The following is a 21,649-nucleotide window of genomic DNA, read 5'->3' as shown; positions in this document are numbered from 1 at the left end:
TACAGAATAGTTAAGCTGAATAATTTGACTGATAGTTATCCTGGTTTTTCCTTGATCCTTGATTGTCAACAAGTGAGAAACGAAACCTAGGTGGTGTCAACCATTCTGCACCACTTAAGGTTAGCATAGGTGGGAGTTGAACTGAAGTTTCATGGACTTAAAGGCAGGCACAGTCTTGCACAACGGCAAATATGTTCTTCATAGCCAGCTAGGCAAAGGTGTCTTTAGCATCACCTACCTAGCCATCAACGCTGAGTCTGGTCAAACCGTCGTGATCAAAACCCTCAGCGACAATCTGTGCCACCATCCCCATGGTGACCAGTTCAAGCGGCAATTTCTTGCCCTTGGTAGGCTCTTGAGCGGCTGTCAGCATCAGCATTTAGTCAGGGTAATCGAATCCTTTGAAGCTGACGGACGACCTTACCTAGTCATGGAATATATTCCGGGGCAGAGGTTAGCTGAACTCATCCAAGCCAATTTGGTTCCAGAAGCTCAAGCTATTGCATACATTCGTCAAATTGGCGATGCCCTTAGTATCTTACATCAAAAGGGTTTGCTGCATCTAGATGTTAGACCAGAAAATATCATTCTGCGTCAAGATACCGATACACTAGTGCTATGTGAGTTTGGTATTACTAGTCAACTCACCCTAGGAGTCAGGCAAACCCACGCCAGTTTAATTGCTGCTGGGTATAGCGCCCCGGAACAGTACATTTCTAAAGGGCAACTTTCCCAGGCAACCGATGTCTATTCCTTAACCGCAACCTTTTACTGCTTGCTTACTGGAAACCCACCCCTACCTGCACCAGTCAGGGAAGTATTGCATGCCCAGGAAGGTTTCTATATTCTTTTCCTGCCGGACTTACCACCATGTCCACAAAACCTAACTCCAGTAGTTAAACAAGCAGTCTGGCGTGGCTTGCACATGGTCACCAATCAACGTCCTAAAACTGTAGAAGCTTGGTTATCGCTGCTGCCAACTCAGGAAAAAGTGCCTCAAAGCAGTTCTCAGTTGAAAGTGCTGAGTCCTCAGCAAAAGTCATTAATTGCCCCAAAACTGAGCATTAAGACCTCAAAACTGAGCACTCAGACTTCAAAACTGAGCACTCAGACCTCAAAACTGAGCACTCAGACCTTAGCTGTTCTCAAAACTGTCCACGCCAAGCTCAAAACTCAAACCTCAAAACTCAAAACTACCAAAGCTGGATTCCCACTGAAAGCCCTACTGATGACCGGTGCCCTTGCCGCCTCAGCCGGATTAGGATTTGGTTTCGCACTGCGAATTAACTCTCAAAAAGAACCTGGTTCTACCATCTTCCACACCGATCAATCCTTCCCTCCTCGCAGCAATTGGCCTTTGTCAGAACCCCAACTCTGAAACACTTTCAACCTGATCAAGGTGCTTTATTCATATTCATACTTCCACAGGACTTACAGCACACTGGCCACCAAACGCACTTAATAATTAGTAGGGCTACGAAGGAAAAGTTACTGCCTAAGTCCTGTGAGATTTAAATACATAAAATGATATAATATGTGATTTTTAAATTATAACGACATGGGATATTGCACAAACTGAGGATATACGAGGCAAGCAACTGGATTTGAATTAAGTCATAATCCTGGGCAAGTACGTTATAATTTGTTACGTAAGCTAAAGAAACTTATCAATGAGTAACTCTGTAATTCATGCCTTTTTTCTGGGTAGGGCTGCAGCTCAAGCCATTAATCGGCAGCTCGAGGATGCTCTAACCAATGCCCTGAGTGAGTTAGGCAAGTTTGATGCTGAGCAGCGTGAGCGACTGCGGCAGTTTACCGAGCAGGTAATAGAAAGTGCCAATCGCGAAGCCGGAGCAGAAGCTGATTCTACTATTAGTAGTAAAACAGCTAGTAACACAGCTAGTAACACAGGGAAAACAGGATCGAAGCCAGCTGATCTGCAAGCCATGATTGATGAGCTGCGAGCAGAAATTGCCAGCTTGCGTACTGAATTAAAAAACTATGGCAAGCAATCTTGATAAGATTTATCGTTACTACCCTAGATTATCTACAGAAGTGAGTAGTTTCGACATAATTTTTAATAACCTGCTATTTTTTTGATAAAAACCTTACAGAGAAATCCGAGTGTCTGCTCTTTCTCAAAACTCTATTAACCTTACAATAAATCAGGAACGCAATGTGTCTAGCCAAAGTTCTATAGGTAAGCAATACAGCGAAAAAGCTTATCGGTGGAATCAAGAAAATTACTCCCGTCAAAGGCGTTTTATTGATATTTGGCGTTTTGTTTTAACCCTCATCACTGGGTTGTGGCTTGATGGTAAACCTTGGAGTTATCGGGGAGGATATACAGAGCAAAAGCACGCATATAGACGCAAAACACAAGCTATCTGGATTCGAGATACATTCTTAGATCTAGGACCAACGTTTATCAAAGTTGGACAGTTATTCTCCACCCGTGCCGATTTATTCCCTAGTGAGTATGTAGAAGAACTGAGCAAACTACAAGACCGGGTTCCTGCCTTTAGTTACGAGCAAGTTGAGCAGATCATCCAGGAAGATTTAGGCAAGCCCATCAAGGAACTGTTCAGTGGTTTTGACCCAATTCCTCTGGCAGCAGCTAGCTTAGGGCAAGTTCACAAAGCTCAACTTCGCAGTGGTGAAGAGGTAGCGATTAAGGTCCAAAGACCAGGCTTAAAAAAACTGTTTACTATTGATTTACAAATTCTTAAGGGGATCGCCTATTACTTTCAAAACCATCCAGACTGGGGGCGTGGTCGGGACTGGAGTGGGATTTATGAAGAGTGCTGTCGGATTCTTTGGCAAGAAATTGATTATCTTAATGAAGGCCGAAATGCAGATACATTTCGCCGCAACTTCCGCAGCTATGACTGGGTGAAGGTACCCCGTGTCTACTGGCGCTATACCTCATCACGAGTTTTGACCCTAGAATTTTTACCAGGGATTAAGATTAGTAGTTACGAAGCTCTAGAAGCAGCTGGCCTAGACCGCAAATTAATCGCTCGTCTGGGAGCAGAAGCTTACTTACAGCAGTTGCTAAATGATGGCTTCTTCCATGCTGACCCCCATCCAGGAAATATTGCGGTTAGTCATCAAGGCTCCTTGATATTTTACGACTTTGGCATGATGGGGCAGATTAAGGCCAATGTGCGCGAGCAACTGATGGAAACCCTGTTTGGCATTGCCCAAAAAGACGGTGACCGAGTGGTGACTTCCCTAATTGAATTGGGTGCGCTCTCACCAGTGAGTGATATGGGACCGGTAAGGCGCTCAGTTCAGTACATGCTGGATAATTTCATGGATAAGCCCTTTGAGGAGCAATCGGTGAGTAACATCAGCGATGACCTCTACGAAATTGCCTATGGCCAGCCTTTTCGATTCCCAGCAACGTTCACATTTGTGATGCGAGCCTTTTCTACACTGGAAGGAGTGGGTAAAGGCTTAGACCCCGAATTTAATTTTATGGAAGTTGCAAAACCCTTCGCACTAGAGATTATGACCAACGGCAACACTCCCGACAACAATAGCTTTATTAATGAACTGGGACGCCAAGCCGCACAGATGAGTAGTACAGCATTAGGTTTGCCCCAGCGCATTGAAAGTACTATTGATAAATTAGAAAGAGGAGACCTGCGCATTCGAGTGCGCTCTATTGAATCAGACCGGGTTTTACGACGGCTGAGTGGTATTCAGTTGGGAACCAACTATACTTTATTAATCAGTGCCTTCACCCTTTCGGCTACTATATTATTTGTCAATGGTAATGTCGTACTAGCCTTAGTAGTCGTTTTGGTGGCAGCTATGTTAGGATTTGCCTTAATTAGGTTGCTCCGACGGCTTGACCGGTTTGATCGCATGTTTTAGTTGTTGTAAAGTCGTAATAGCTCCTTATCCCACGATCTATCCACCGTAGTAGCAAGTACTAGGAGGGAAAATCGTTGGATGTTTCGGCATTTATCCGGACATTGTTGGACATTTCCTTAATTCAACTGAATCAGGTCGATAATAATCATGTTTCTATCCATCAAAATCAAACTGAAGCTCACAGACGAGCAGAAAGCATCAAGCCAGTAAACAACCGATGTGATGAAAAGTTGCTTCGCCGGTATTACAGATCCGGGCTTACTACGTACAGTTAACCAAGATGACTACTACATAGACCCGGACGGTCGCTTCTTTATTGTTGCCGACGGTATGGGTGGTCATGCCGGTGGACAAGAGGCAAGTAAAATCGCCACTGAGGCGATTAAGACTTATTTGAATAAATATTGGAACTCTCAAACCCCTTCTGATGAGTTACTAGAACAAGCGATCTATCAAGCCAATCAGGCTATCCTCAACGATCAGCAAACTCATCCAGAACGGTCAGATATGGGAACCACTGCCGTAGTGGTGATGTTCCGTCAAGACCAGTGTTGGTTTTCTCATGTAGGAGATTCTCGCCTCTATCGGTTCCGGAATTCTAAGTTAGAGAAGATTACAGAAGACCACACCTGGGTAGCCAGAGCCGTTAAGTTGGGAGAACTGACAGCTAAACAGGCTCGGATGCATCCCTGGCGTCATGTTCTGTCTCAATGTCTAGGCAGAAAGGACTTACCTAAAGTCAATGTCCATCCGATAGAGGTTAAATTATGCGATCGCCTTTTGCTTTGTAGCGATGGACTCACCGAAGAACTTTCCGATGAATTGATTGCTTCCTCTCTCCAAGAGAGTTCAAGTATTGATCAGGCTCTGGTTATGCTTGTTGAAGCGGCTAAAGACCAAGGCGGTAGGGATAACATTACTGTGGTTATAGTAGAGATTGGGGAAAGGATGAAAGGTCTTGGATGAACGGTGTTGGGTGAACGTGCGTGATTAACACACCTTACAGGTAGAGTTAGGTTGTAAATACAACTTGGATATACCAGTTACTAGCACTGAGGTAAAACAGAAAGCTCGCTCGCTCGGCTTTCATAAGGTAGGAATTGCAGCTGTGGATGTTGATCATAATGACTCAGCAGAGCAAAACTTGAAGGCTTGGCTAGCGTTAGGGTATCAAGCAGACATGGCTTGGATGGCAAATCCTCGACGCTTGGATATTCGTGCCTGTATGCCAGAGGTGAAGTCGGTAATTTGTGTTGCTCTCAACTACTACACCCCTCACCAGCGTCCCGAAAGCCCTGAGTATGGCAAAATCTCCCGTTACGGTTGGGGGAGAGATTACCATAAGGTCATGCATAAAAAATTGAAGCAATTGACCTTTTGGTTACAAGCACAAGCAGAAGAAATCCAGGTGCGTTACTATGCTGATACAGGGCCAGTACAAGATAAAGTCTGGGCGCAGCGCTCAGGTATTGGTTGGATTGCTAAAAATGGTAATGTAATTACGCGGGAGTATGGCAGTTGGGTATTTTTAGGGGAAGTGTTGACTAACCTAGCATTGACTCCAGATACCCCTCACACTTCACACTGTGGTAGCTGTACCCGCTGTATTCAAGCCTGTCCAACGGGTGCTATTACCAAACCGTTTGTCGTTGATGCCAACCGCTGCATCGCCTATCATACCATTGAGAATCGCGCTGAAAACTTGCCGGAATCGATTAAACCCCATTTAGAAGGCTGGGTTGCTGGTTGCGACATCTGTCAAGATGTTTGCCCCTGGAACCAACGTTTTGCTAAAGAAACTGATGTGGTAGAGTTTCAGCCCTACCCTTGGAATGTGGCTCCTCGACTCACGGAATTAGCTACTATATCTGATCAGGAGTGGAATCGACGGTTTCCAGCTTCTGCGCTGCGGCGTATAAAGCCAAATATGCTACGGCGCAATGCCCAAGCTAATATTGATGCATCTCAAAAATCCGTTGACTAGCCATTGATTACTTGGGTGGCGAATTGCGAATTGCGAATTGCTAATTGTTAATTGTTAATTGCTCAATGAGTGTAAAAGTAATTCTTTTTGATTTTGATGGGACTCTGGCTGATACCCTTACTGCCATTGTCAAGATTACCAATAGCTTAGCGGAAGAATTTGGATATCAGCCCACATCAGCTGAAAAATTGGAGCAAGTTAGACATTTAAGCTCTAGGGAAATTATTAAGCAATCGGGTATTTCGAGGTTTATAATCCCGTTTTTGTTGAAAAAAGTCCAAAAACTATTACGCGAAGATATTCAAAGTTTAACTCCTATTCCTGGACTAATAGACGTTTTAAATGATTTTAAATCTGAAGGTTACCAATTAGGGATATTGACATCTAACTCAGCAGAGAACGTTAACCTTTTTCTGACCCATAATTCTTGGGTAAAGCTTTTTGATTTTGTTGACTCAGGGAGTCCTATCTTTGGAAAAGAAAAAGTTATTCGTAAATTCCTCAAAAAACATAATTTAAATCCTGCTGATGTGATCTATGTCGGAGATGAAACTAGGGATATTGAGGCAGCTAAAAAAAATACTATTAAAGTAGTTGCTGTTAGTTGGGGATTTTCTTATAAAGAAGTTCTAGCTCAATATCAACCCGATTTTTTGATCGACGAACCCCAGGAGTTATCTGAAGTAGTATCTAATTTAGATCAATCAAAAGTTAAATCAAAAGTAGTTTGTTATTAGGAATGAGTTACTTGTTACTTAGGGCTTGCTGATTAACTCTCAAAGCATTGACAGATAAAGGTTTTAGCCTTGTTGGGTCGAAAAAAGTGCCAGCTTTTCGGTCGAAAAAGCTCATTTAATTCACATTTTGGGCAGACAAGAGCCGAAAAATCAAGGGACAATTCTTCCGACTACCTCCTATATAATTCCCATTTCTCCTAACTCCTGACTCCTAACTCCTGACTAATGCAGCCTCCAAGACTTGCCATGCAGCCTCGCCCATAGCATTCCCCTTATCATCGAGAACTGGATTAACTTCAGAAATCTCTAGGCAACAGACCTTCGGATTTGCCATAATGGTCTGGATGAGGACGATCGCCTCATTCAGATATAGACCATTCGCTTCAGGGGTTCCTGTTCCTTGTGAAACCGTTTCGCAGTCTAGACTATCAACATCAAAGGACAGATAAATTTTGTCACACCATTGCAGATGTTGCTCAATCAAACTGGTGTAAAACTCTGTTCCTTTTTCTCGGATATCCTCAACGCTATAGAGTTTAATCCCCAACTTGTCAATTAAGATTGAATGCTCTGGCTTGAAAAAGCGAACACCAATAAGAATCAAATCTTCCGACAACACCTTGGGTACAATACCACCCAACTCCTTGAGGTGAGTCCACTGTTTTTGTGCAGCCAGTGGCAGTTCATTCGACGAAGCACCTAGTAAAGTTCTGGCTTCTTGATCCAATGCTAACACTGCACCCAAGGGCATCCCATGCATATTACCAGAGTGAGTTGTGTAGGGTGAGTGCATATCACTATGAGCATCTATCCAGATAATGCCTAGGCGTTCGTTGGGATAAGCTTGTTTAACACCAGCGATCACTCCTGCGGCTGATGAGTGGTCGGCAGACAACACCAGGGGAAACTCACCTCTTTCCAAAGTATCTGTAACTGTGTTACAAGCAATTTGGCAGGTTTCAAGAATGTAGCGGAGACGCTTAGCATAACGACAACCTGGATTGTGGTTTTTATCTGCCAACAGAGCGTTACGTTCAGGCAAGCGAATGATTGGGTGTTCGGAGAAAAAGTGACTGCCTGCTTTGTGAGCCGCCATCCGGATAGCATCTGGTCCCATGCTAGCACCCAACTGAGCTGCACCCAGTTCTGAGCAAATTTCAACGATTTTGATAGGGTTCATGTTTAAGAAGTCTCAACATTGCTTCGAGAGCAACAAAATAAGAATCGATCCCAAAACCTTGTACAACTCCAACTGCAGCGACTGACATCACTGATTTGATATTGCGCTTGTCGATGTTGGTAATATGAATTTCCACATAAGGTGGAGCGATGTAAGAGAGGCAATCCCTGAGAGAATAGGCGTTGTAGGTGAATCCTGCCGGATTAGCGAGAACCCCATCCACACCTGCTGCTACACTGGCATAAACCTTATTGATGGCTTCACCTTCGATATTTGTGTAGAAAATATCCAGTTCATAATCAAAGTCACTGGCGTGTTGCTTCAGCATCCGATCAAGCTGTTCAGCGGTGGTATCATCATAGGTGTTGCCCTGACGATAGCCCAGTGAGTTCAGGTTAGCTCCTTGAATGAGTAAAAATTTCATCAATAACCTCCGTTAACTTGGATACCCCTGGGTTTTAACCAAGGGAGGAAAGTTGTAAAGTTTTTCACCTCCAAATCTTGCAGAATCATTGTCAATGGATATCGATCATAGACCCCCGTACTTTAGTCGGGGGTGACACCCAACCGGGTTCGTTACCGAAAAAATTGGGTTTAAAGCCCCGTCCTTATAGGACGGCTTTCTTTTTAAGCTAAAACTTGACAGTTTTTACAGAGCGTGTTAAAATAATATTATAAACAATAAACTAAAAAGCAAGATAAATACTATCTAATCAATAAGTAGGCAACGTAAAAAATATGTACGAGATACATATTGCGTAATTTGGTCTAACGACTTAAACGTCTATGAAAAAAGTTAGATTAAAAAAGTATCTATCTTTTTATAAAAAAGAAAGGTACGGTGGGGCACACCGAAACCTAGATCCATTATCTAAACGCTTTAGGAGATTCGGCCTCTACTCTTTCTGGTTCCGGCCTGATTGAGCAAGCTGAGTTGTTGATTAAAGAATCCCCGCTCTTATAGGGCGGGGAGTGTCAATGTGCTTTCATGTAATCTCCGAGGGTTTGGGTGAAAATCTGGATCCGTCGTTCAAATGCGGCTTGAGTGTACCATGCACGGCGAGGGGTCAGAACAGTATTAGGCAGTGTCATAAAACGTGAATCTTCATGGTGGATGTCCATCCCTGCATAGGAGAGCCTGCCACTACTTAGGGCTTCTTGTAGAGCAGAAAATTCAATCAGATCATCCGGTGAGATACTGATCAGAATTGCTCCTGGTTTGACTTTAGCAAAGGTGTTGTGATTGAGCAGATGGTGGGAATCAGCATTGAGGGATAGGGTGAGGAAAATGATATCGCTTGTACTTAACAACGTCTCTAGATCAACGGGTTGAGCCAGGTTGCTTTCTTTCGGCTTGCGGTTGCAGTACACAATGTTCATGCCAAAGCCTTGCAGCATACGAGCCACCTGGGTTCCGATTGTCCCCATGCCGATGATACCCACTTGAGAGCCAAACAGTTCAATTCCCTGATGTTCAAAGATTTGGAAATCACCCGTACGAACTTTGTGATTGTAATCCACCAACCGCTTGGCGGCAGCTAGCATTAACGCAACTGCGTGTTCAGCAACCGAGGCTCCAGTGAAGCCAGGGGTATTGAGCACTTTAATATTATGCTGTTGGCAATAGGCTTTATCAATATAGTCTGTGCCTGTGGTAATGGTGATGATCAGTTCCAGCTTCGGGAGTTTTTGCAAGTTAGCTGCACTCCAATCCATCAACGTGGTGATGAGGATATGAGTATCCGGATTGTTGGCGATCGCCTCTTCTAACGAAAAGCCCTCTGAATGATCCTGATACCACACCATTGCAATACCTGGAATTGAGTCAAAACAGGTTTCAGGGTATGGTTCCCGATTGTTCACAAATAAACAGTTTTTTACCACTCTGGATTGTCCTCTAATCACTTAGTCTGGTCAGCTACGGGATCTCAAGCCCCTGGCTTATTGGGACTTTAGCCAAATAAGCGCCCAAATATAGCCATTACTCGCTTTATATCTGATAAATACGTCCGGATTTTCCTAGAGCCAATGAACAAAACGGCAAGACATGGCATTGCGATAAGCACTAAAGTTCCCCTGTACAAATATACTAAAGGTGCTCAAAAGTGCTATCGATTCTAGCTTATAGTACTGTGGAACAATAATACTACATCGGGACAGACCAGTTAAAAAAAATGCCTGAACATATTGCTAGGATTAGATTACAGCGACATCGAAACTGGTTGCGTGTACCCTTAAGTATTCATTTTATCAAAACTTAGTGCCCCATTGCTTAAAAACTCCCTACCCATGTCGTTGAAACCAGTTTTCGTCGGTGGGTAGATACACACTGGCGCACGAGGAAACAGCTATTGTCGGATTTGGTTTGGAGTGGGTCAAAGCCTCCGAGGGAAAATGCCTGGAAACTGATTCGTCGGGTTCGTTTCACATAGGTGCGCTCTTACCATTAAGAATTAAATTCGCCACGGGTCGCACGTGAGTAATCATGATCCTGACCCGGCGATGGCCTCACGAAAACAACATGCTCAACTATGGTATCGACTGGAATTCAAAATGCCAACGTAGCAGTACGTGGTTGATTAGTTTTCTCAGTCAACTAGACTTAATTTTTACGTTCTACAATCCTTTTGTCATAGTTGATTGAGATGCTCTTACCCTGTATAAGAGCTAATTTGTAAATTAAATATTAAGAAGCCTGAAAGCCTTGCTATGATTGCATTTTAGCATTAAGTAGTTCAAGTGTTCTAGTTTAATGGAAGCCTTATCCTACAAGGATTACAGCGAGTTTATAAATCAGCTCTAACTTGTATGGAATGCTCACTTTATGTTATTAATAGGCTGTTTAAGTCTACCTAGATAATTCCAAAATAATTTTACAGAGGTAGTGCTTGGTCATGGTGCAGGTAGTTAAAGGAACAATAGTAACTGATGCAAAGCTTACAATCACCTCAATGTCTAGGGCGAAGGATTGCAGTCAGTAACATTCTAGACGTAACCCTAAGGGATGGGGGCTATTTAAATCGGTGGCAATTTTCATTAGAAGAAACCAAAAGCGTATTGAATTTTTTACAGGATCAGGGATTGAGTCAAGTTGAGGTGGGTTTTCTACGCACACCCGACAGAATGACATCTCCAGTGAATGGTTGCCCAAAAGAGTTTTTAGCAGAGATTCAGCAGTTATATCCTGAGATGTCTTTAGTTTGTATGCTCAATCCAGCCGAGGATAACTGGCAGGCAGCAGTAGCTGACAAGTTAGACCAGATCTCGCTGCTGCGGATGCCCTGTACCGCTGATCTGGTTGACAAGGCATTAGAAATCGCTAATCATCTTAAAAAACAATCCAGCCATCTCAAAATCAGTTTAAATCTGATCTGTGTTTCATCCTATTCACTGGCGGAAATTGAGTGTCTGCTCAGAACGATTGCCCCATCGAAAAACGTGGATATTGTCTACCTAGCTGATTCTAGAGGGGCACTTTATCCTCATGAGGTTAACGCCATGATGGCATTAGTCAGAGAGATTTGCCCACAATCGTTAGGGTTTCATGCCCACGATACTTTGGGATATGCAATTGAGAACTCTAACCAAGCCTTTGCCCAGGGTTGTGATTGGATTGATGTCACTTTAAAGGGCTTTGGCTTAGCCGGAGGGAACACGCCATTAGGTGGGTATCTGGCTCACCACGATTTGCAATCCTCAGGGCAGTCGATTCAAGCCGAAGTCACGGATTTTTGCCAAAAGCATTTGCCTTTGAGGCACCCTGATTCGTTGACACGTCAACGTTATCGATTGCTCGCTGCCAAAAATATTGATCCGGTTTGGTGTGATCAATTGCTGGAAAAATATCCAGACACTCTGAATAAAAAAGTCGAAAAACTTCCCCGTCAGCATTATAAGAACATTGATTCAGTTTTAGACATAATGATCCCTTGATTAACCTGATGAATTCATGACTATAACTTTGTTCAACATAAAAAAATAAGTTTGATTCTGTTGAACAAAGTTAAGCACATACACAGAATTAATTGCCTAATCGTAATCTCTGTAAAGCTTACCTTGTAAAGGTTTGAGCTTTGTAAAATGTGTCATTAATTTTGTGCACCTGCTTATTACGACAGCATGGATAAAACCAATTGAACAGTAAGCTTAAAAAGATCAAGATGATAGTTATGCCTGAAAGTGACGTATCATGTCCGCCCCTAGCAATGGACATCATTATGGAGGTTTTTGATCGCGCCAATCATCAAGGACTGGAACCTATCAATTTTGGTAAGGGAATTTCTTCCTTTAACCCATTTGAGCACGTGGATGTCAATATCGATAGTGTGCTGCTCGGTCACCACGTCGGGTACGGCAATATCAATGGTATTAACAGTTTGCGTCAAGCCATCTGCGGCTACTATCAGGAAAAATTTGATTACGATCTCTGCCCAGATCGGGTCTGCATTACGAACGGTGCTTCTGGTGCGTTGACCCTTGCATTTGCAATGCTACTGAATAAGGGAGATGAAATCATCCTATCTGAAGCTTGCTATCCAGCTTACAACGTATTAGCCAAGATTTTTGGGGTAAATTGTCGTTTAGCTCCCATGGGAGATGACTATTGCATTGATATTGAACAATTGCCAAACCAGATTTCCAATAAAACTAAAGCAATTGTGATCAATTCACCCAGCAATCCATACGGTACATTTTTGCAAGACCATCAGCTCGAAGCGATCGCTAATTTAGGTGTTCCCGTTATTTTTGATGAAGTCTACCAAGCTTTACCCCTCAACGATGAACCCATTCCCAGTGCCATTGGTTTATCTGACCGTCATCTGATAATTAGCAGTCTATCCAAATCCTTGGCAATTGCTGGTGTCCGGGTAGGATATTTGATTGTGCCTGAATCACAGGTGGAATTGATGACCAACGTCAAAGCCGTTCTCAATATGTGTACCAGTTTACCCAGCCAACTGATTGCGGAGAACCTGATACAACACTGGGATGAATTGGTGAGCAAACACCGATATCTGTTGCGCTATAATTGGTTACTGTTTGAGCGCACAGCCAAACGCCTTGGATTAAAACTGCGAACTCACCCTCAAGCAGGCTTTTTTGCGCTAGTAGATGTGGCTGAGGCAGAAAAAGATGCCATGGAATTATCCCTGCATCTGGCTCAGAATTATGCCCTGAGTTCCACTCCTGGCATTGATTTTCATGATCACGATCATGCCTTTTTGCGATTAAATTTTGCCAGCCCAGCCCATCACATTGAAACCGGTTTAACCAGGCTTGCAGGCTATCTGCTTGGCTCAGAACAATCCCTACAGCAGTCACGTAGACGTAGTACAGTATCCAAGTTGGGCAAAAGTCATATATTGAAAGCAACCTAGTGGTGATCGAACATACAACTTTCAAAGAGAAATCTGAAGCAGCACCTATTTCAATCGATCAGATCGTTACCTCCAGTCTATGTATGGGATGTGGTCTCTGTCAGAGTCTTGCTGAACCGGGTGCAATTAAAATCGTGATGACTCCACAAGGGCGAACTCGTCCGATGGCTCAACCCAACTTAAGCGATCAAGCACTAGAAACCATTAATGCCACCTGCCCGGGTCTACAGTTGCACAGTGCAGATCCAGCATTACTAGCCGATGGTGCAGTGATTGATCCAATTTGGGGGGCGGCGGCTCAACTCCACATTGGTTATGCTGCCGATCCGGATATTCGCTACCGGGGTTCATCCGGTGGGGTTTTGACCGCATTGTCGCTTTATCTACTAGAATCCAAATCGGTAGATTTTATTCTGCACGTGAAGGCATCCCAAGAGCGACCAATGTTATTTACCCCTTGCCTGAGTTTTGATGCGGCCAGTGTCTTAGCCGCATCTGGATCTCGTTATGGACCGGGTGTATCGTTAGTGAATTTTATCGATGTTATCAATCTAAATCGGCCGTTTGCAGTGGTGGGGAAACCCTGTGATATTACGGCAATTCGGAATCTAGGAGAACATGATCCACGAGTCAAGGAATTGGTGCGCTACTGTCTATCGTTTTTCTGTGGGGGAATGTCCGATTTGTCAAAGTTTGTGCAGGTCTGCGATCGCTTTAATGTGACAGAAGCCGATCTCAAATCCTTTCGTTACCGGGGCTATGGCAATCCCGGTCCGACCCGTCTCGTCACCCAGGATAACCGGACTTTTTCCATCAGCTACCAGGAACTCTGGGAGGATAAGATGGCATGGGGCACTCAACCCCGCTGTAAAATTTGCCCTGATGCCATCGGTGAAGTTGCCGATCTGGTGGCCGGAGACTGCTGGCCGAATTCAGACCCTCAGGGGGAAGATGAAGGGTTTAATGCCATCATGGTGCGGACTCAAAAGGGACAAGACCTCTGGGAAAAGGCGATCGCAGCAGGGGCGATCACGATAGCAAAAGACATTACTTTTCGCGATCTAGATCATTTTCAGCCCCACCAGGTACGTAAGAAAAATGGTGCCTGGGCGAGATATGTGGGAATGCGGGCAGCCGGGTTAAAAACCCCCAGAACAGAAGGGCTGCGCCTGGAGGAACTGGCTCGAACCCAAGATTGGAAGCAGTTACTACAAGAAGCACGGGGAGCAAGGGAGCGGGCTAAAGATGGCCGCCTGGGTGAACCGGCTGGCACCCATGAACATCAGAGAAACAAATCACAGAAGAGTGAATCATATGACTGATACTCACAACATGATCGCGGATGTTGTCGTGGTCGGGAGTGGTTTTGCCGGTCTGAGTGCGGCGATCGCTGCGGCTCAAGCGGGTGCATCCGTCATTGTCTTGGAGAAGGAAAACAGCCTCGGCGGTAACTCAGTTGTTAGTGGAGGAACTTTGACCGTTGTGGGTTCTCCGATTCAAGCCAGAGAAGGCATCCAAGACTCTTTTAGCCTGTTGAAATCAGATATGTGCCAGGCAGGGGAACAGAGAAACAATCCGCGCTTGGTTCAGCAGGTGATCGAGCAATCCTACCCCACTTTCGAGTGGCTCACGAATGAACTTGGTGTGAAATTCAAAGATCGAGTGGATCAGTATGGTGGCCACTCCGTACCTCGCAACCACACACCAGAAGACGTTTCAGGTGCCGCCATGATCACTGCACTGTTGACTAAAGCCAAGCAACTCGGGGTCGAAATTAGAACCCAAACTCGCCTGAGCAAATTACTGGTAAACTCCCAGACAGATACCCATCCGATCCTCACAGGAGTAGAAGTGCAAACAACCAAGCCCTCAGCTCCGATCCAGCAGATTAACGTTAACCAGGGAGTCGTTTTAGCAACAGGGGGCTTCTCCGGAGATACCGCTTTTCGGCAGCAATACGCCCCCCATCTCCCCCCCAATCTGGATCACACTAATGTTCCCAATACCAGCGCAGAAGCCTTGGTAGAAGCCATCAGAATTGGTGCCCAGTGCCTCGATTTGGATCAGATTCAGCTTGCTCCCTGGGTCTCTCCAGATGAAACAGGCTATGGCATTGCTCCACTCTTTGCTAGCTATACGGTGCTAGCCTATGGATTAGCGGTTGATCCAGTGACTGGAAAACGCTTTATTAATGAACTCGCTGATCGTAAACGGTGGACAGATAAGTTGTTAGAAATTGGTCATCCTTGTATTGGTATTGCCGATGCTGCGGGAATGCAAAGTTCTGGCATTGATATCGAACCTGATTTAGATCGAGGCGTGGTGAAAAAATTTGAGACCCTATCATCTTTAGCAAGCACGTATCAGATTCCCTTAGAGAAACTGAACCAAACCATCAGTCGATATAACTCCTTTGTGGAGCAGCATCAAGACCCAGAGTTTGGTAAATTTATACGGGATTATGCCAAGCCGTTGAGTTCCCCCTTTTATGGCGTTCGATTATGGCCTAAAGTCCATTACACTATGGGAGGCCTTAAAATTGATGTTCGCGGGCGGGTTCTGGGGAAAGGCGATCACCCGATTATCGGGCTATATGCTTCAGGAGAAGTCACAGGCGGTATTCACGGAGCCTGCCGTCTAGGGGGGTGTGCCATCACGGAATGTCTGGTTTTTGGGCGAATCGCGGGTAGAGAAGCTGCAACCCACACTCAAGTCCCTTCCTAGAAGCCTCAGTGACCAATCACATGCATTTTTGAATCGTAATAATAATTAACTTTCCCTAATGGTAAAAATAATGGTAAAAATGATTGACTCTCCCTCCTGAAGGGGTGACATGAGCCCTGAAAAGCTTACTAGATAAGGCTTTGATGCCAGTTGTCTTAGGAAAGATAAACTGGCAAATTGACCCTACGAATGATGTAATGGCAAGCTCAAACCCTTATAACGAAGTCCAAGGTCAGGCCAAAACAGCATGTATCTTTTTGTTACAGATCGGCTGAACGCAATACCCAGTAAGGATTTTAGCTTGCATGTCACCCCCTCAGCTCTCCCTCTCAATATTTGTATAGCAATTCTACGACTTGTGAGGTACAATTTTATGGTTTTTAGGGAGCAGGGAGCAGGGAGCAGGGAGCAGGGAAGAGGGAAGAGGGAAGAGGGAAGAGGGAAGAGGGAAGAGGGAAGAGGTAAAAACTAATGTGTACCTCATGAGTCCTAGAAACGCTATAATATATTATTGATGATTTTTTTTATCCGAAAAAAATGATTTATTCATCCTTCAAATTAACAGATCAAGATATTGCCAATTTTAAAAAAAAAGGATTTGTCAAGCTGAAAGGATTTTTGGAACCTGAGGCAATAAAGTGTCTTGATAAAATATTAGAACAGGAGCTTGAATCTGCAAAAACAGCCTATGAGGATTCAGTGTCACGGTTTAAATATGATATGGAAAGCAATGAAAACCTCAAAATAATTCAGCATCCTGTATTTCAATCAACATTAGCGACACTTTGCCAATGCTCGTTACTCTATGCTCAGCATTTAGGGTTTGAAATAGAGAAAAACACCAATCCAGGATTCAAGTGGCACGTCGGCATCTTGAGTTTTTCTTACCAGCAGTTAGAAGATTTTGGCTGTACCCTTTGGATTCCCTTAACAAAAATAGATACAAAGGCACAGGGAGGAGGGATGAGCTATGTCTCAAAGGAAAAACTTTGTGGCAGATTTCTTTATGACTACACATCCATTCTTTCTTCTTATGTACAAGGCTTGCAAGCACAAGATGCAGCTCCATCTAGAAAAGAAATGGGACGTTTAGAATCCTTCATGGTCAACTCACCTGAGGTTGATCCAATTCTCAAAACTCAGGCTGAAACGGATGATTTTGAATTAGGGGATGCACTTTTGTTTGACAAGGAGGTGATTCATCGGAGTTGTCCATTAACCGAGGGTCCGATTAATAGGAGAAGAGCTTTTGTGATGAGATTTATCGCAGCAGATTCAACCTATGATTTAGATAGGGTTCAAAAACTTAAACCCTTTATCGACATTTTGGGCTACGGCTTTGCTAGTACTTTTGCGCTAAATGTTTGTAAGGAAGAGGGTGAATTGATTATGGAGAGTCCATTGTTTAATACTACCAGAGCTAAAAGACTGATCCCAGTTAAGCAATAGGGATGTTTGATACCAATTTTTATTGTTTTCTAGATAAGCAGGTCTACCGTTATGCAGACTCACCAAGAACGCTATGATAAATGGGCACCGGACTACAACCGAGATGTTGCAGCCAGAAACTACGATGGGCCAGAATACATCGTTCGTTATCTGATGGAAATAGTCAACAGTGGCAAAGTGTTGATCAATCCAACAAATCCTGATTTTAAGGTCATTGATGTGGGATGCGGCTCAGGGTTGGTTGGCAAAGGCTTACAGGATCAGGGTTTTCGGCATATTGATGGGACAGATTTATCTCAGGGAATGATTGTAGAAGCCCATAAAACTGGAGCCTACCAAACCTTAATTGGATGGGTTGATTTAAACCATCCACTGCCATTTTTTCTGCATGGACAGTATAACCTAACCCTCTGCTGTGGTGTGTTTGCCCTGGACTTTGTTGAACCTCAATCTCTGAAATGGTTAGCACAGGTCACAAAGCCAGGAGGAACTATTGTCATGAGTACCAAAACCACCTATTACAACACCTACGACTTTGAGGGTTACTACAAACAGTTGCAATCTGAGGGTAAGATTAAACTTGTTGATTGCCGTATGGATCAGCCTTATTTGGGAGCTGAAGCCGACGGCCATTACTGGATCTTTTCGGTAAACGGCGCGTCATGAGGTGACTGTGCAGGACTAAATGCTTGTCATATCAAGGTTGAAGTATATATATAGCCAATCTAATAGGTTGTATAAAGCCACCTAGTAAAAGCCTTGGTAATTTCCAGCAAAACTCGGAAGTTATCTAGCTAGGTTGCAGGCCAAGGATTAATTTCCTACGTTGTTTTAGTCATGATACCTGGGGGTGACCTCCAGCTCCCAGCTCTATCGCTAACTATTAAGACGAAGGCAAAATGTGTAGTTGGCAAAACACAAGCTATTACAACATGGCCGAGGAAAACATTACCGATTCGAGGCGCACTAAAAATGCAAAATTATGTATTTGTCATAGATACAAATAAGCGACCATTAAACCCCATATCCCCAAAGAAAGCCCGCCGGTTGTTGGATAAGGGTAAGGCTGCGGTTTTTAGGATGTATCCATTTACAATCATCTTGAAAACTGCGATCTCAAGCCCAACTATTTCACCATGTCAAATTAAGATCGACCCTGGTAGCAAGTTTACCGGGTTTGCTTTAGTGCAAGACAACCAAGTTATTTGGGCGATGGAATTAGAGCACAGAGGAGGTTTGATCAAGAAGAAGCTAGAGTCTAGAAAAGCTGTGAGACGCGGAAGACGCAATCGCAACACACGTTACAGAAAACCAAGATTCCTCAATCGTAAGCGTCCAGAGGGGTGGCTTGCTCCAAGTAATGAGCATAGGGTATTGACTATCCAAACCTGGGTTAAACGAGTGATCAAATTCTGTCCGGTCAATGAGATTTGGGTCGAAAGAGTTAAGTTTGACACCCAAAAAATGCAGAATCCTGAAGTTAGTAGTGTTGAGTACCAGCAAGGGGAACTAGCTGGCTACGAAGTAAGAGAGTATTTACTCGAAAAATGGGGAAGGGAATGTACCTATTGTGGTAAGCAAAACGTTCCTTTGCAGGTTGAGCATATTCACCCAAAATCTAGAGGTGGAAGCAACCGAGTCAGTAATCTTTGTCTGGCTTGCGAAAAATGCAATCAACGGAAGGGGAATAAACCCATAGAGGAATTCCTAAAGAAGAAACCCAGTTTGCTTCAAAAAATCAAAACCAAGGCGCTTTCGCCGTTAAGAGATGCAGCAGCGGTGAATACAACCCGCAACAAGTTAGTGAGGATACTTCGAGAGATGAAACCTGTGGTTACTGGGACAGGAGCACAAACCAAGTACAACCGGACTAAATTAGGGCTACCTAAACAGCACGCTTATTGATGCTGCTTGTGTTGGAGGTGTTGAGACCTTAACATTGAAAACCTCTCAGTCACTGTTAGTAATTTGCAAAGGACAGGGTGGCAGACAAAAAGCGGCGCTCAACAAATACGGTTACCCCATCAGGCACAACCCGCTAAAACCAATCAAAGGTTGGTGCAGTGGGGACATCGCCAAAAACCTTTTGACTGGGGAGTTTGGAAGAGTTAATCCTAGAAGTAAGAGTAATTCCTTTAATTACACAGTTTCTGGGAAAAAGGCAATAAGCTTGCACGTTAAAAACTTAGCTAGAGTCCACAGAAAGGATGGCTATACTTACAGCTTTAACGAATCTTCTACTATCCCCGACATTAAAAAAACGAGGACAATAACGAAAAATGAAGCTAACACAAATGAGCCGGTCAATCTAATGGTTCTTGAATATGACGAAGACGGAGAACTTTGGTTCTAGTAAAGGGGTTTTTCCTGGCATCTACCGGAACTTGCCAGGAAATGGTCGTCCTAGGGCGTGTCATCAATTAAGCCAGATAACAGTAGCAGCAAGATAAATTGCCCCGAGAAAGTTTATTGCTCGCTTATCATAACGTGTCGCGATTCCTCGATATTGTTTGAGTTGGGCAAAGAAATTCGTGGCGCAGATGTCGTGCTTTATACAAGTCTTTATCATATTCACGCTGGAAAGTACGATTGCGTTTGGGCGGAATCACAGCTGCAGTGCCCTTTTCTTCAAGTCGTTTAATCACGCGCTGGTCAGCATCATATCCCAAGTCTGCAATCAGTGTATCGGCTCTAAGGTCTTCGAGTAGGACATCGCGACCTCGAGGTCACATGCTTGTCCAGGGGTCAAATGAAAGCCAGTAGGTAACCTGCGGCATCTACCACGGCATGAATTTTCGTACTCAGTCCACCTTTGCTGCGACCGATGGCTTCGCCCGCCCCATCCCCCCCTTTGCCCCAAGAGACGAAACCTTAGATAGTTGAGCCTTATTACAAAAGACTTGAACCTTTTACCCATAACCTACTAACTATAAAGGCTCAACTATCTTACGGTAACTTCAAAGCACTGTGCTGGTGGGCACGTACAATTGTTGAGTCAATCATTGCATATTCATTGTCTGCATCCTTAGCTAGCTCCTCAAATATCTTTTGCCACACCCCACCCCTTGCCCACCGACAGCAAACGGGTATGAACTATCTCGTTGATCCCCAAATCGTTCAGGTAAGTCCCGCCAGGGAATACCGGCTCGATAGCGATACAGCACTGCTTCGACAAATAATCGGTTATCTTTCGCCGTCACTCCAACTGTCTCTTTTCGCCCTGGTAGTAAGTCTTTGATTCGTTCCCACTGGTCATCCCGCAAGGCTCACGCGACGTGTCATGATACCACTCCTCCATGTTAATCAATTCTCCCTCAGCTACTGATTTTATATTGGATTGATACCTATTTGATGACACGCCCTAGGAGTTGCAGGTTATATAAGAATTGGATTGGCTTGTATTATCCTTTTTTTATCTGAATTATCGATTATTTTACCGATCAATTGATACCGTAAGCAGCTATATAGCAGAAGTCAGAAGTCAGAAGTCAGAAGTCAGAAGTCAGAAGTCAAACTCTTGCGCTTACTTAGGTTTGAGACTTTTGTGATGTCCGCGCCTGCCCTGGGGACTGCTATAGCTAAAAAAACTATGGTGAAGTAACAATGCTTACTGCTGTAAATCATATACTGATGATTTTGTCAAATTCTATAAATTTCCACGCTTACCCCACACCCAGTCTTAACCGACAAGCTTGATGCGTAAGTCCTGAAATTAACCAATTGCGGTTGTTCGATAAAATTTGAATTAAATCGTCAATTTAAGCTGAAAAACTCAATTTGAGTGGAAAATAGGAATATAGAGCAGGATTAGCGAAGAGCAACGTGAAATATTTCTTTTTATCGGAAGGCTGGATAGTCGGGCGCGTTTGGGAGTTTGGAGGTCTTTGGAACGAAAACGCTTGGCGACGGCTGCCAGAAATTAAGCAAATGAACCTTTCTATCCTAGAGCAAGGAGAAAAATTGTGGCTCTATCAGGTTGAAGACCTTGTGGTTATGGTTGAAGTCAAACCCATGCCTAACACCTCACCCGAGTCAGCAAAAACTATTGGTCAAGTTGTCCTAAAACGCTTGATCACTGCTGAGCAAGTTCTTGAGCGCTTAGCGATGACACATACTGAAATCATGGTAGGGGGCAAAGGTTAACTGATACAGGGAAAAGGCATCAGGGGACAAGGAAGAAGAGGGAGAAGAGGGTAAGGATAAGGAAGATGAAGAAGTTATACTTTTGATTGCGAATTGTTATCAACGGGCTTAGCTAGGGTGACCAGTTAATCAAAAAACCCTACCCGTAGGATTGGAGCCTAATACCGAGTTG

The 21,649-nt window shown here is 44.0% G+C and carries 20 protein-coding genes and 3 pseudogenes; 15 read left to right on the top strand and 8 right to left on the bottom strand.

What is annotated here, in order from left to right:
- The first annotated feature begins 151 nt into the window (after window positions 1-151).
- The 6 genes from F6K49_RS10805 to F6K49_RS10780 all read left to right on the top strand — a co-directional run bounded on the left by F6K49_RS10805 (window position 152) and on the right by F6K49_RS10780 (window position 6,603).
- The gene (locus tag F6K49_RS10805; protein ID WP_293065067.1) at window positions 152-1,378 is read left to right on the top strand and encodes a serine/threonine-protein kinase; all 1,227 of its coding nucleotides are present in this window, start codon (window positions 152-154) and stop codon (window positions 1,376-1,378) included.
- A 292-nt stretch (window positions 1,379-1,670) separates the two neighbouring features.
- Window positions 1,671-2,018: a DUF6825 family protein gene (locus F6K49_RS10800; protein WP_293065065.1), complete on the top strand. Its 348-nt coding sequence runs from the start codon at window positions 1,671-1,673 to the stop codon at window positions 2,016-2,018.
- A gap of 160 nt (window positions 2,019-2,178) precedes the next feature.
- Window positions 2,179-3,882, top strand: coding sequence for an AarF/ABC1/UbiB kinase family protein (locus F6K49_RS10795; protein ID WP_364301255.1), 1,704 nt, complete (start codon window positions 2,179-2,181; stop codon window positions 3,880-3,882).
- A gap of 222 nt (window positions 3,883-4,104) precedes the next feature.
- Window positions 4,105-4,848 carry a Stp1/IreP family PP2C-type Ser/Thr phosphatase gene (locus tag F6K49_RS10790; protein WP_293096436.1) on the top strand — a complete coding sequence of 248 codons (744 nt, stop codon included), beginning with the start codon at window positions 4,105-4,107 and terminating at the stop codon, window positions 4,846-4,848.
- A gap of 64 nt (window positions 4,849-4,912) precedes the next feature.
- Window positions 4,913-5,866 (top strand): tRNA epoxyqueuosine(34) reductase QueG, encoded by a 954-nt coding sequence (queG, locus tag F6K49_RS10785; RefSeq protein WP_293065059.1) that lies wholly within the window; start codon window positions 4,913-4,915, stop codon window positions 5,864-5,866.
- A 65-nt stretch (window positions 5,867-5,931) separates the two neighbouring features.
- Window positions 5,932-6,603: an HAD-IA family hydrolase gene (locus F6K49_RS10780; protein ID WP_293018359.1), complete on the top strand. Its 672-nt coding sequence runs from the start codon at window positions 5,932-5,934 to the stop codon at window positions 6,601-6,603.
- 211 nt (window positions 6,604-6,814) lie between these two features.
- On the opposite strand, the gene F6K49_RS10775 is transcribed toward F6K49_RS10780, so the two are convergent.
- From F6K49_RS10775 to F6K49_RS10765, 3 genes are all read right to left on the bottom strand, one after another.
- Complete coding sequence (locus tag F6K49_RS10775; protein WP_293018360.1) at window positions 6,815-7,783, bottom strand: arginase; 969 nt, start codon at window positions 7,781-7,783, stop codon at window positions 6,815-6,817.
- Window positions 7,761-8,207 (bottom strand): type II 3-dehydroquinate dehydratase, encoded by a 447-nt coding sequence (locus F6K49_RS10770; protein ID WP_293065056.1) that lies wholly within the window; start codon window positions 8,205-8,207, stop codon window positions 7,761-7,763. Before F6K49_RS10770 ends, F6K49_RS10775 begins: the two co-directional genes overlap by 23 nt.
- A gap of 551 nt (window positions 8,208-8,758) precedes the next feature.
- Window positions 8,759-9,589, bottom strand: a complete 831-nt coding sequence (locus tag F6K49_RS10765) for a D-isomer specific 2-hydroxyacid dehydrogenase family protein (RefSeq protein WP_293096432.1) — start codon at window positions 9,587-9,589, stop codon at window positions 8,759-8,761.
- Window positions 9,590-10,711: 1,122 nt separating this feature from the next.
- On the opposite strand from F6K49_RS10765, the gene F6K49_RS10760 reads away from it, so the two are divergent.
- From F6K49_RS10760 to F6K49_RS10745, 4 genes are all read left to right on the top strand, one after another.
- A complete protein-coding gene (locus tag F6K49_RS10760; protein WP_293029659.1) occupies window positions 10,712-11,716 on the top strand; it encodes a hypothetical protein in 1,005 nt (334 codons plus the stop codon).
- Window positions 11,717-11,952: 236 nt separating this feature from the next.
- Window positions 11,953-13,161, top strand: a complete 1,209-nt coding sequence (locus F6K49_RS10755; protein WP_293029654.1) for a pyridoxal phosphate-dependent aminotransferase — start codon at window positions 11,953-11,955, stop codon at window positions 13,159-13,161.
- 2 nt (window positions 13,162-13,163) lie between these two features.
- Window positions 13,164-14,483 (top strand): Coenzyme F420 hydrogenase/dehydrogenase, beta subunit C-terminal domain, encoded by a 1,320-nt coding sequence (locus tag F6K49_RS10750; protein ID WP_293029650.1) that lies wholly within the window; start codon window positions 13,164-13,166, stop codon window positions 14,481-14,483.
- A complete protein-coding gene (locus F6K49_RS10745; protein WP_293029647.1) occupies window positions 14,476-15,885 on the top strand; it encodes a flavocytochrome c in 1,410 nt (469 codons plus the stop codon). Before F6K49_RS10750 ends, F6K49_RS10745 begins: the two co-directional genes overlap by 8 nt.
- A 349-nt stretch (window positions 15,886-16,234) precedes the next feature.
- Here F6K49_RS10745 and F6K49_RS10740 read toward each other — a convergent pair whose 3' ends face one another.
- Window positions 16,235-16,369, bottom strand: a complete 135-nt coding sequence (locus tag F6K49_RS10740) for a hypothetical protein (protein ID WP_293074075.1) — start codon at window positions 16,367-16,369, stop codon at window positions 16,235-16,237.
- A gap of 53 nt (window positions 16,370-16,422) precedes the next feature.
- Between F6K49_RS10740 and F6K49_RS10735 the strand changes: the two genes are divergently transcribed.
- From F6K49_RS10735 to F6K49_RS53300, 4 genes are all read left to right on the top strand, one after another.
- On the top strand, window positions 16,423-17,334 hold the full coding sequence (locus F6K49_RS10735) for a hypothetical protein (RefSeq protein WP_293028591.1): 912 nt from the start codon (window positions 16,423-16,425) through the stop codon (window positions 17,332-17,334).
- 51 nt (window positions 17,335-17,385) lie between these two features.
- The gene (locus F6K49_RS10730) at window positions 17,386-18,000 is read left to right on the top strand and encodes a class I SAM-dependent methyltransferase (protein WP_293028588.1); all 615 of its coding nucleotides are present in this window, start codon (window positions 17,386-17,388) and stop codon (window positions 17,998-18,000) included.
- 171 nt (window positions 18,001-18,171) lie between these two features.
- The gene (gene iscB, locus F6K49_RS10725; RefSeq protein WP_366514162.1) at window positions 18,172-19,239 is read left to right on the top strand and encodes an RNA-guided endonuclease IscB; all 1,068 of its coding nucleotides are present in this window, start codon (window positions 18,172-18,174) and stop codon (window positions 19,237-19,239) included.
- A gap of 34 nt (window positions 19,240-19,273) precedes the next feature.
- Window positions 19,274-19,687, top strand: coding sequence for a hypothetical protein (locus tag F6K49_RS53300; RefSeq protein WP_364305987.1), 414 nt, complete (start codon window positions 19,274-19,276; stop codon window positions 19,685-19,687).
- A gap of 63 nt (window positions 19,688-19,750) precedes the next feature.
- On the opposite strand, the gene F6K49_RS53295 is transcribed toward F6K49_RS53300, so the two are convergent.
- The 4 genes and pseudogenes from F6K49_RS53295 to F6K49_RS10715 form a co-directional block, all read right to left on the bottom strand.
- On the bottom strand, window positions 19,751-19,903 hold the full coding sequence (locus F6K49_RS53295; protein WP_366514161.1) for a transposase: 153 nt from the start codon (window positions 19,901-19,903) through the stop codon (window positions 19,751-19,753).
- A pseudogene (locus F6K49_RS53290) lies at window positions 19,890-20,030 on the bottom strand (transposase); the annotation flags it as partial. The pseudogene F6K49_RS53290 and the gene F6K49_RS53295, both read right to left, overlap by 14 nt.
- Window positions 20,031-20,047: 17 nt before the next feature.
- Window positions 20,048-20,160 (bottom strand): annotated as a pseudogene (locus F6K49_RS10720) (IS5/IS1182 family transposase); the annotation flags it as partial.
- A gap of 135 nt (window positions 20,161-20,295) precedes the next feature.
- A pseudogene (locus F6K49_RS10715) lies at window positions 20,296-20,597 on the bottom strand (IS5 family transposase); the annotation flags it as partial.
- Window positions 20,598-21,156: 559 nt separating this feature from the next.
- Between F6K49_RS10715 and F6K49_RS10710 the strand changes: the two are divergent.
- Window positions 21,157-21,477: a hypothetical protein gene (locus tag F6K49_RS10710; protein ID WP_071103453.1), complete on the top strand. Its 321-nt coding sequence runs from the start codon at window positions 21,157-21,159 to the stop codon at window positions 21,475-21,477.
- Window positions 21,478-21,649: the final 172 nt, after the last annotated feature.

The organism is Moorena sp. SIO3I6, assembly GCF_010672095.1.
This window is presented reverse-complemented; position numbering and strand designations above follow the sequence as displayed.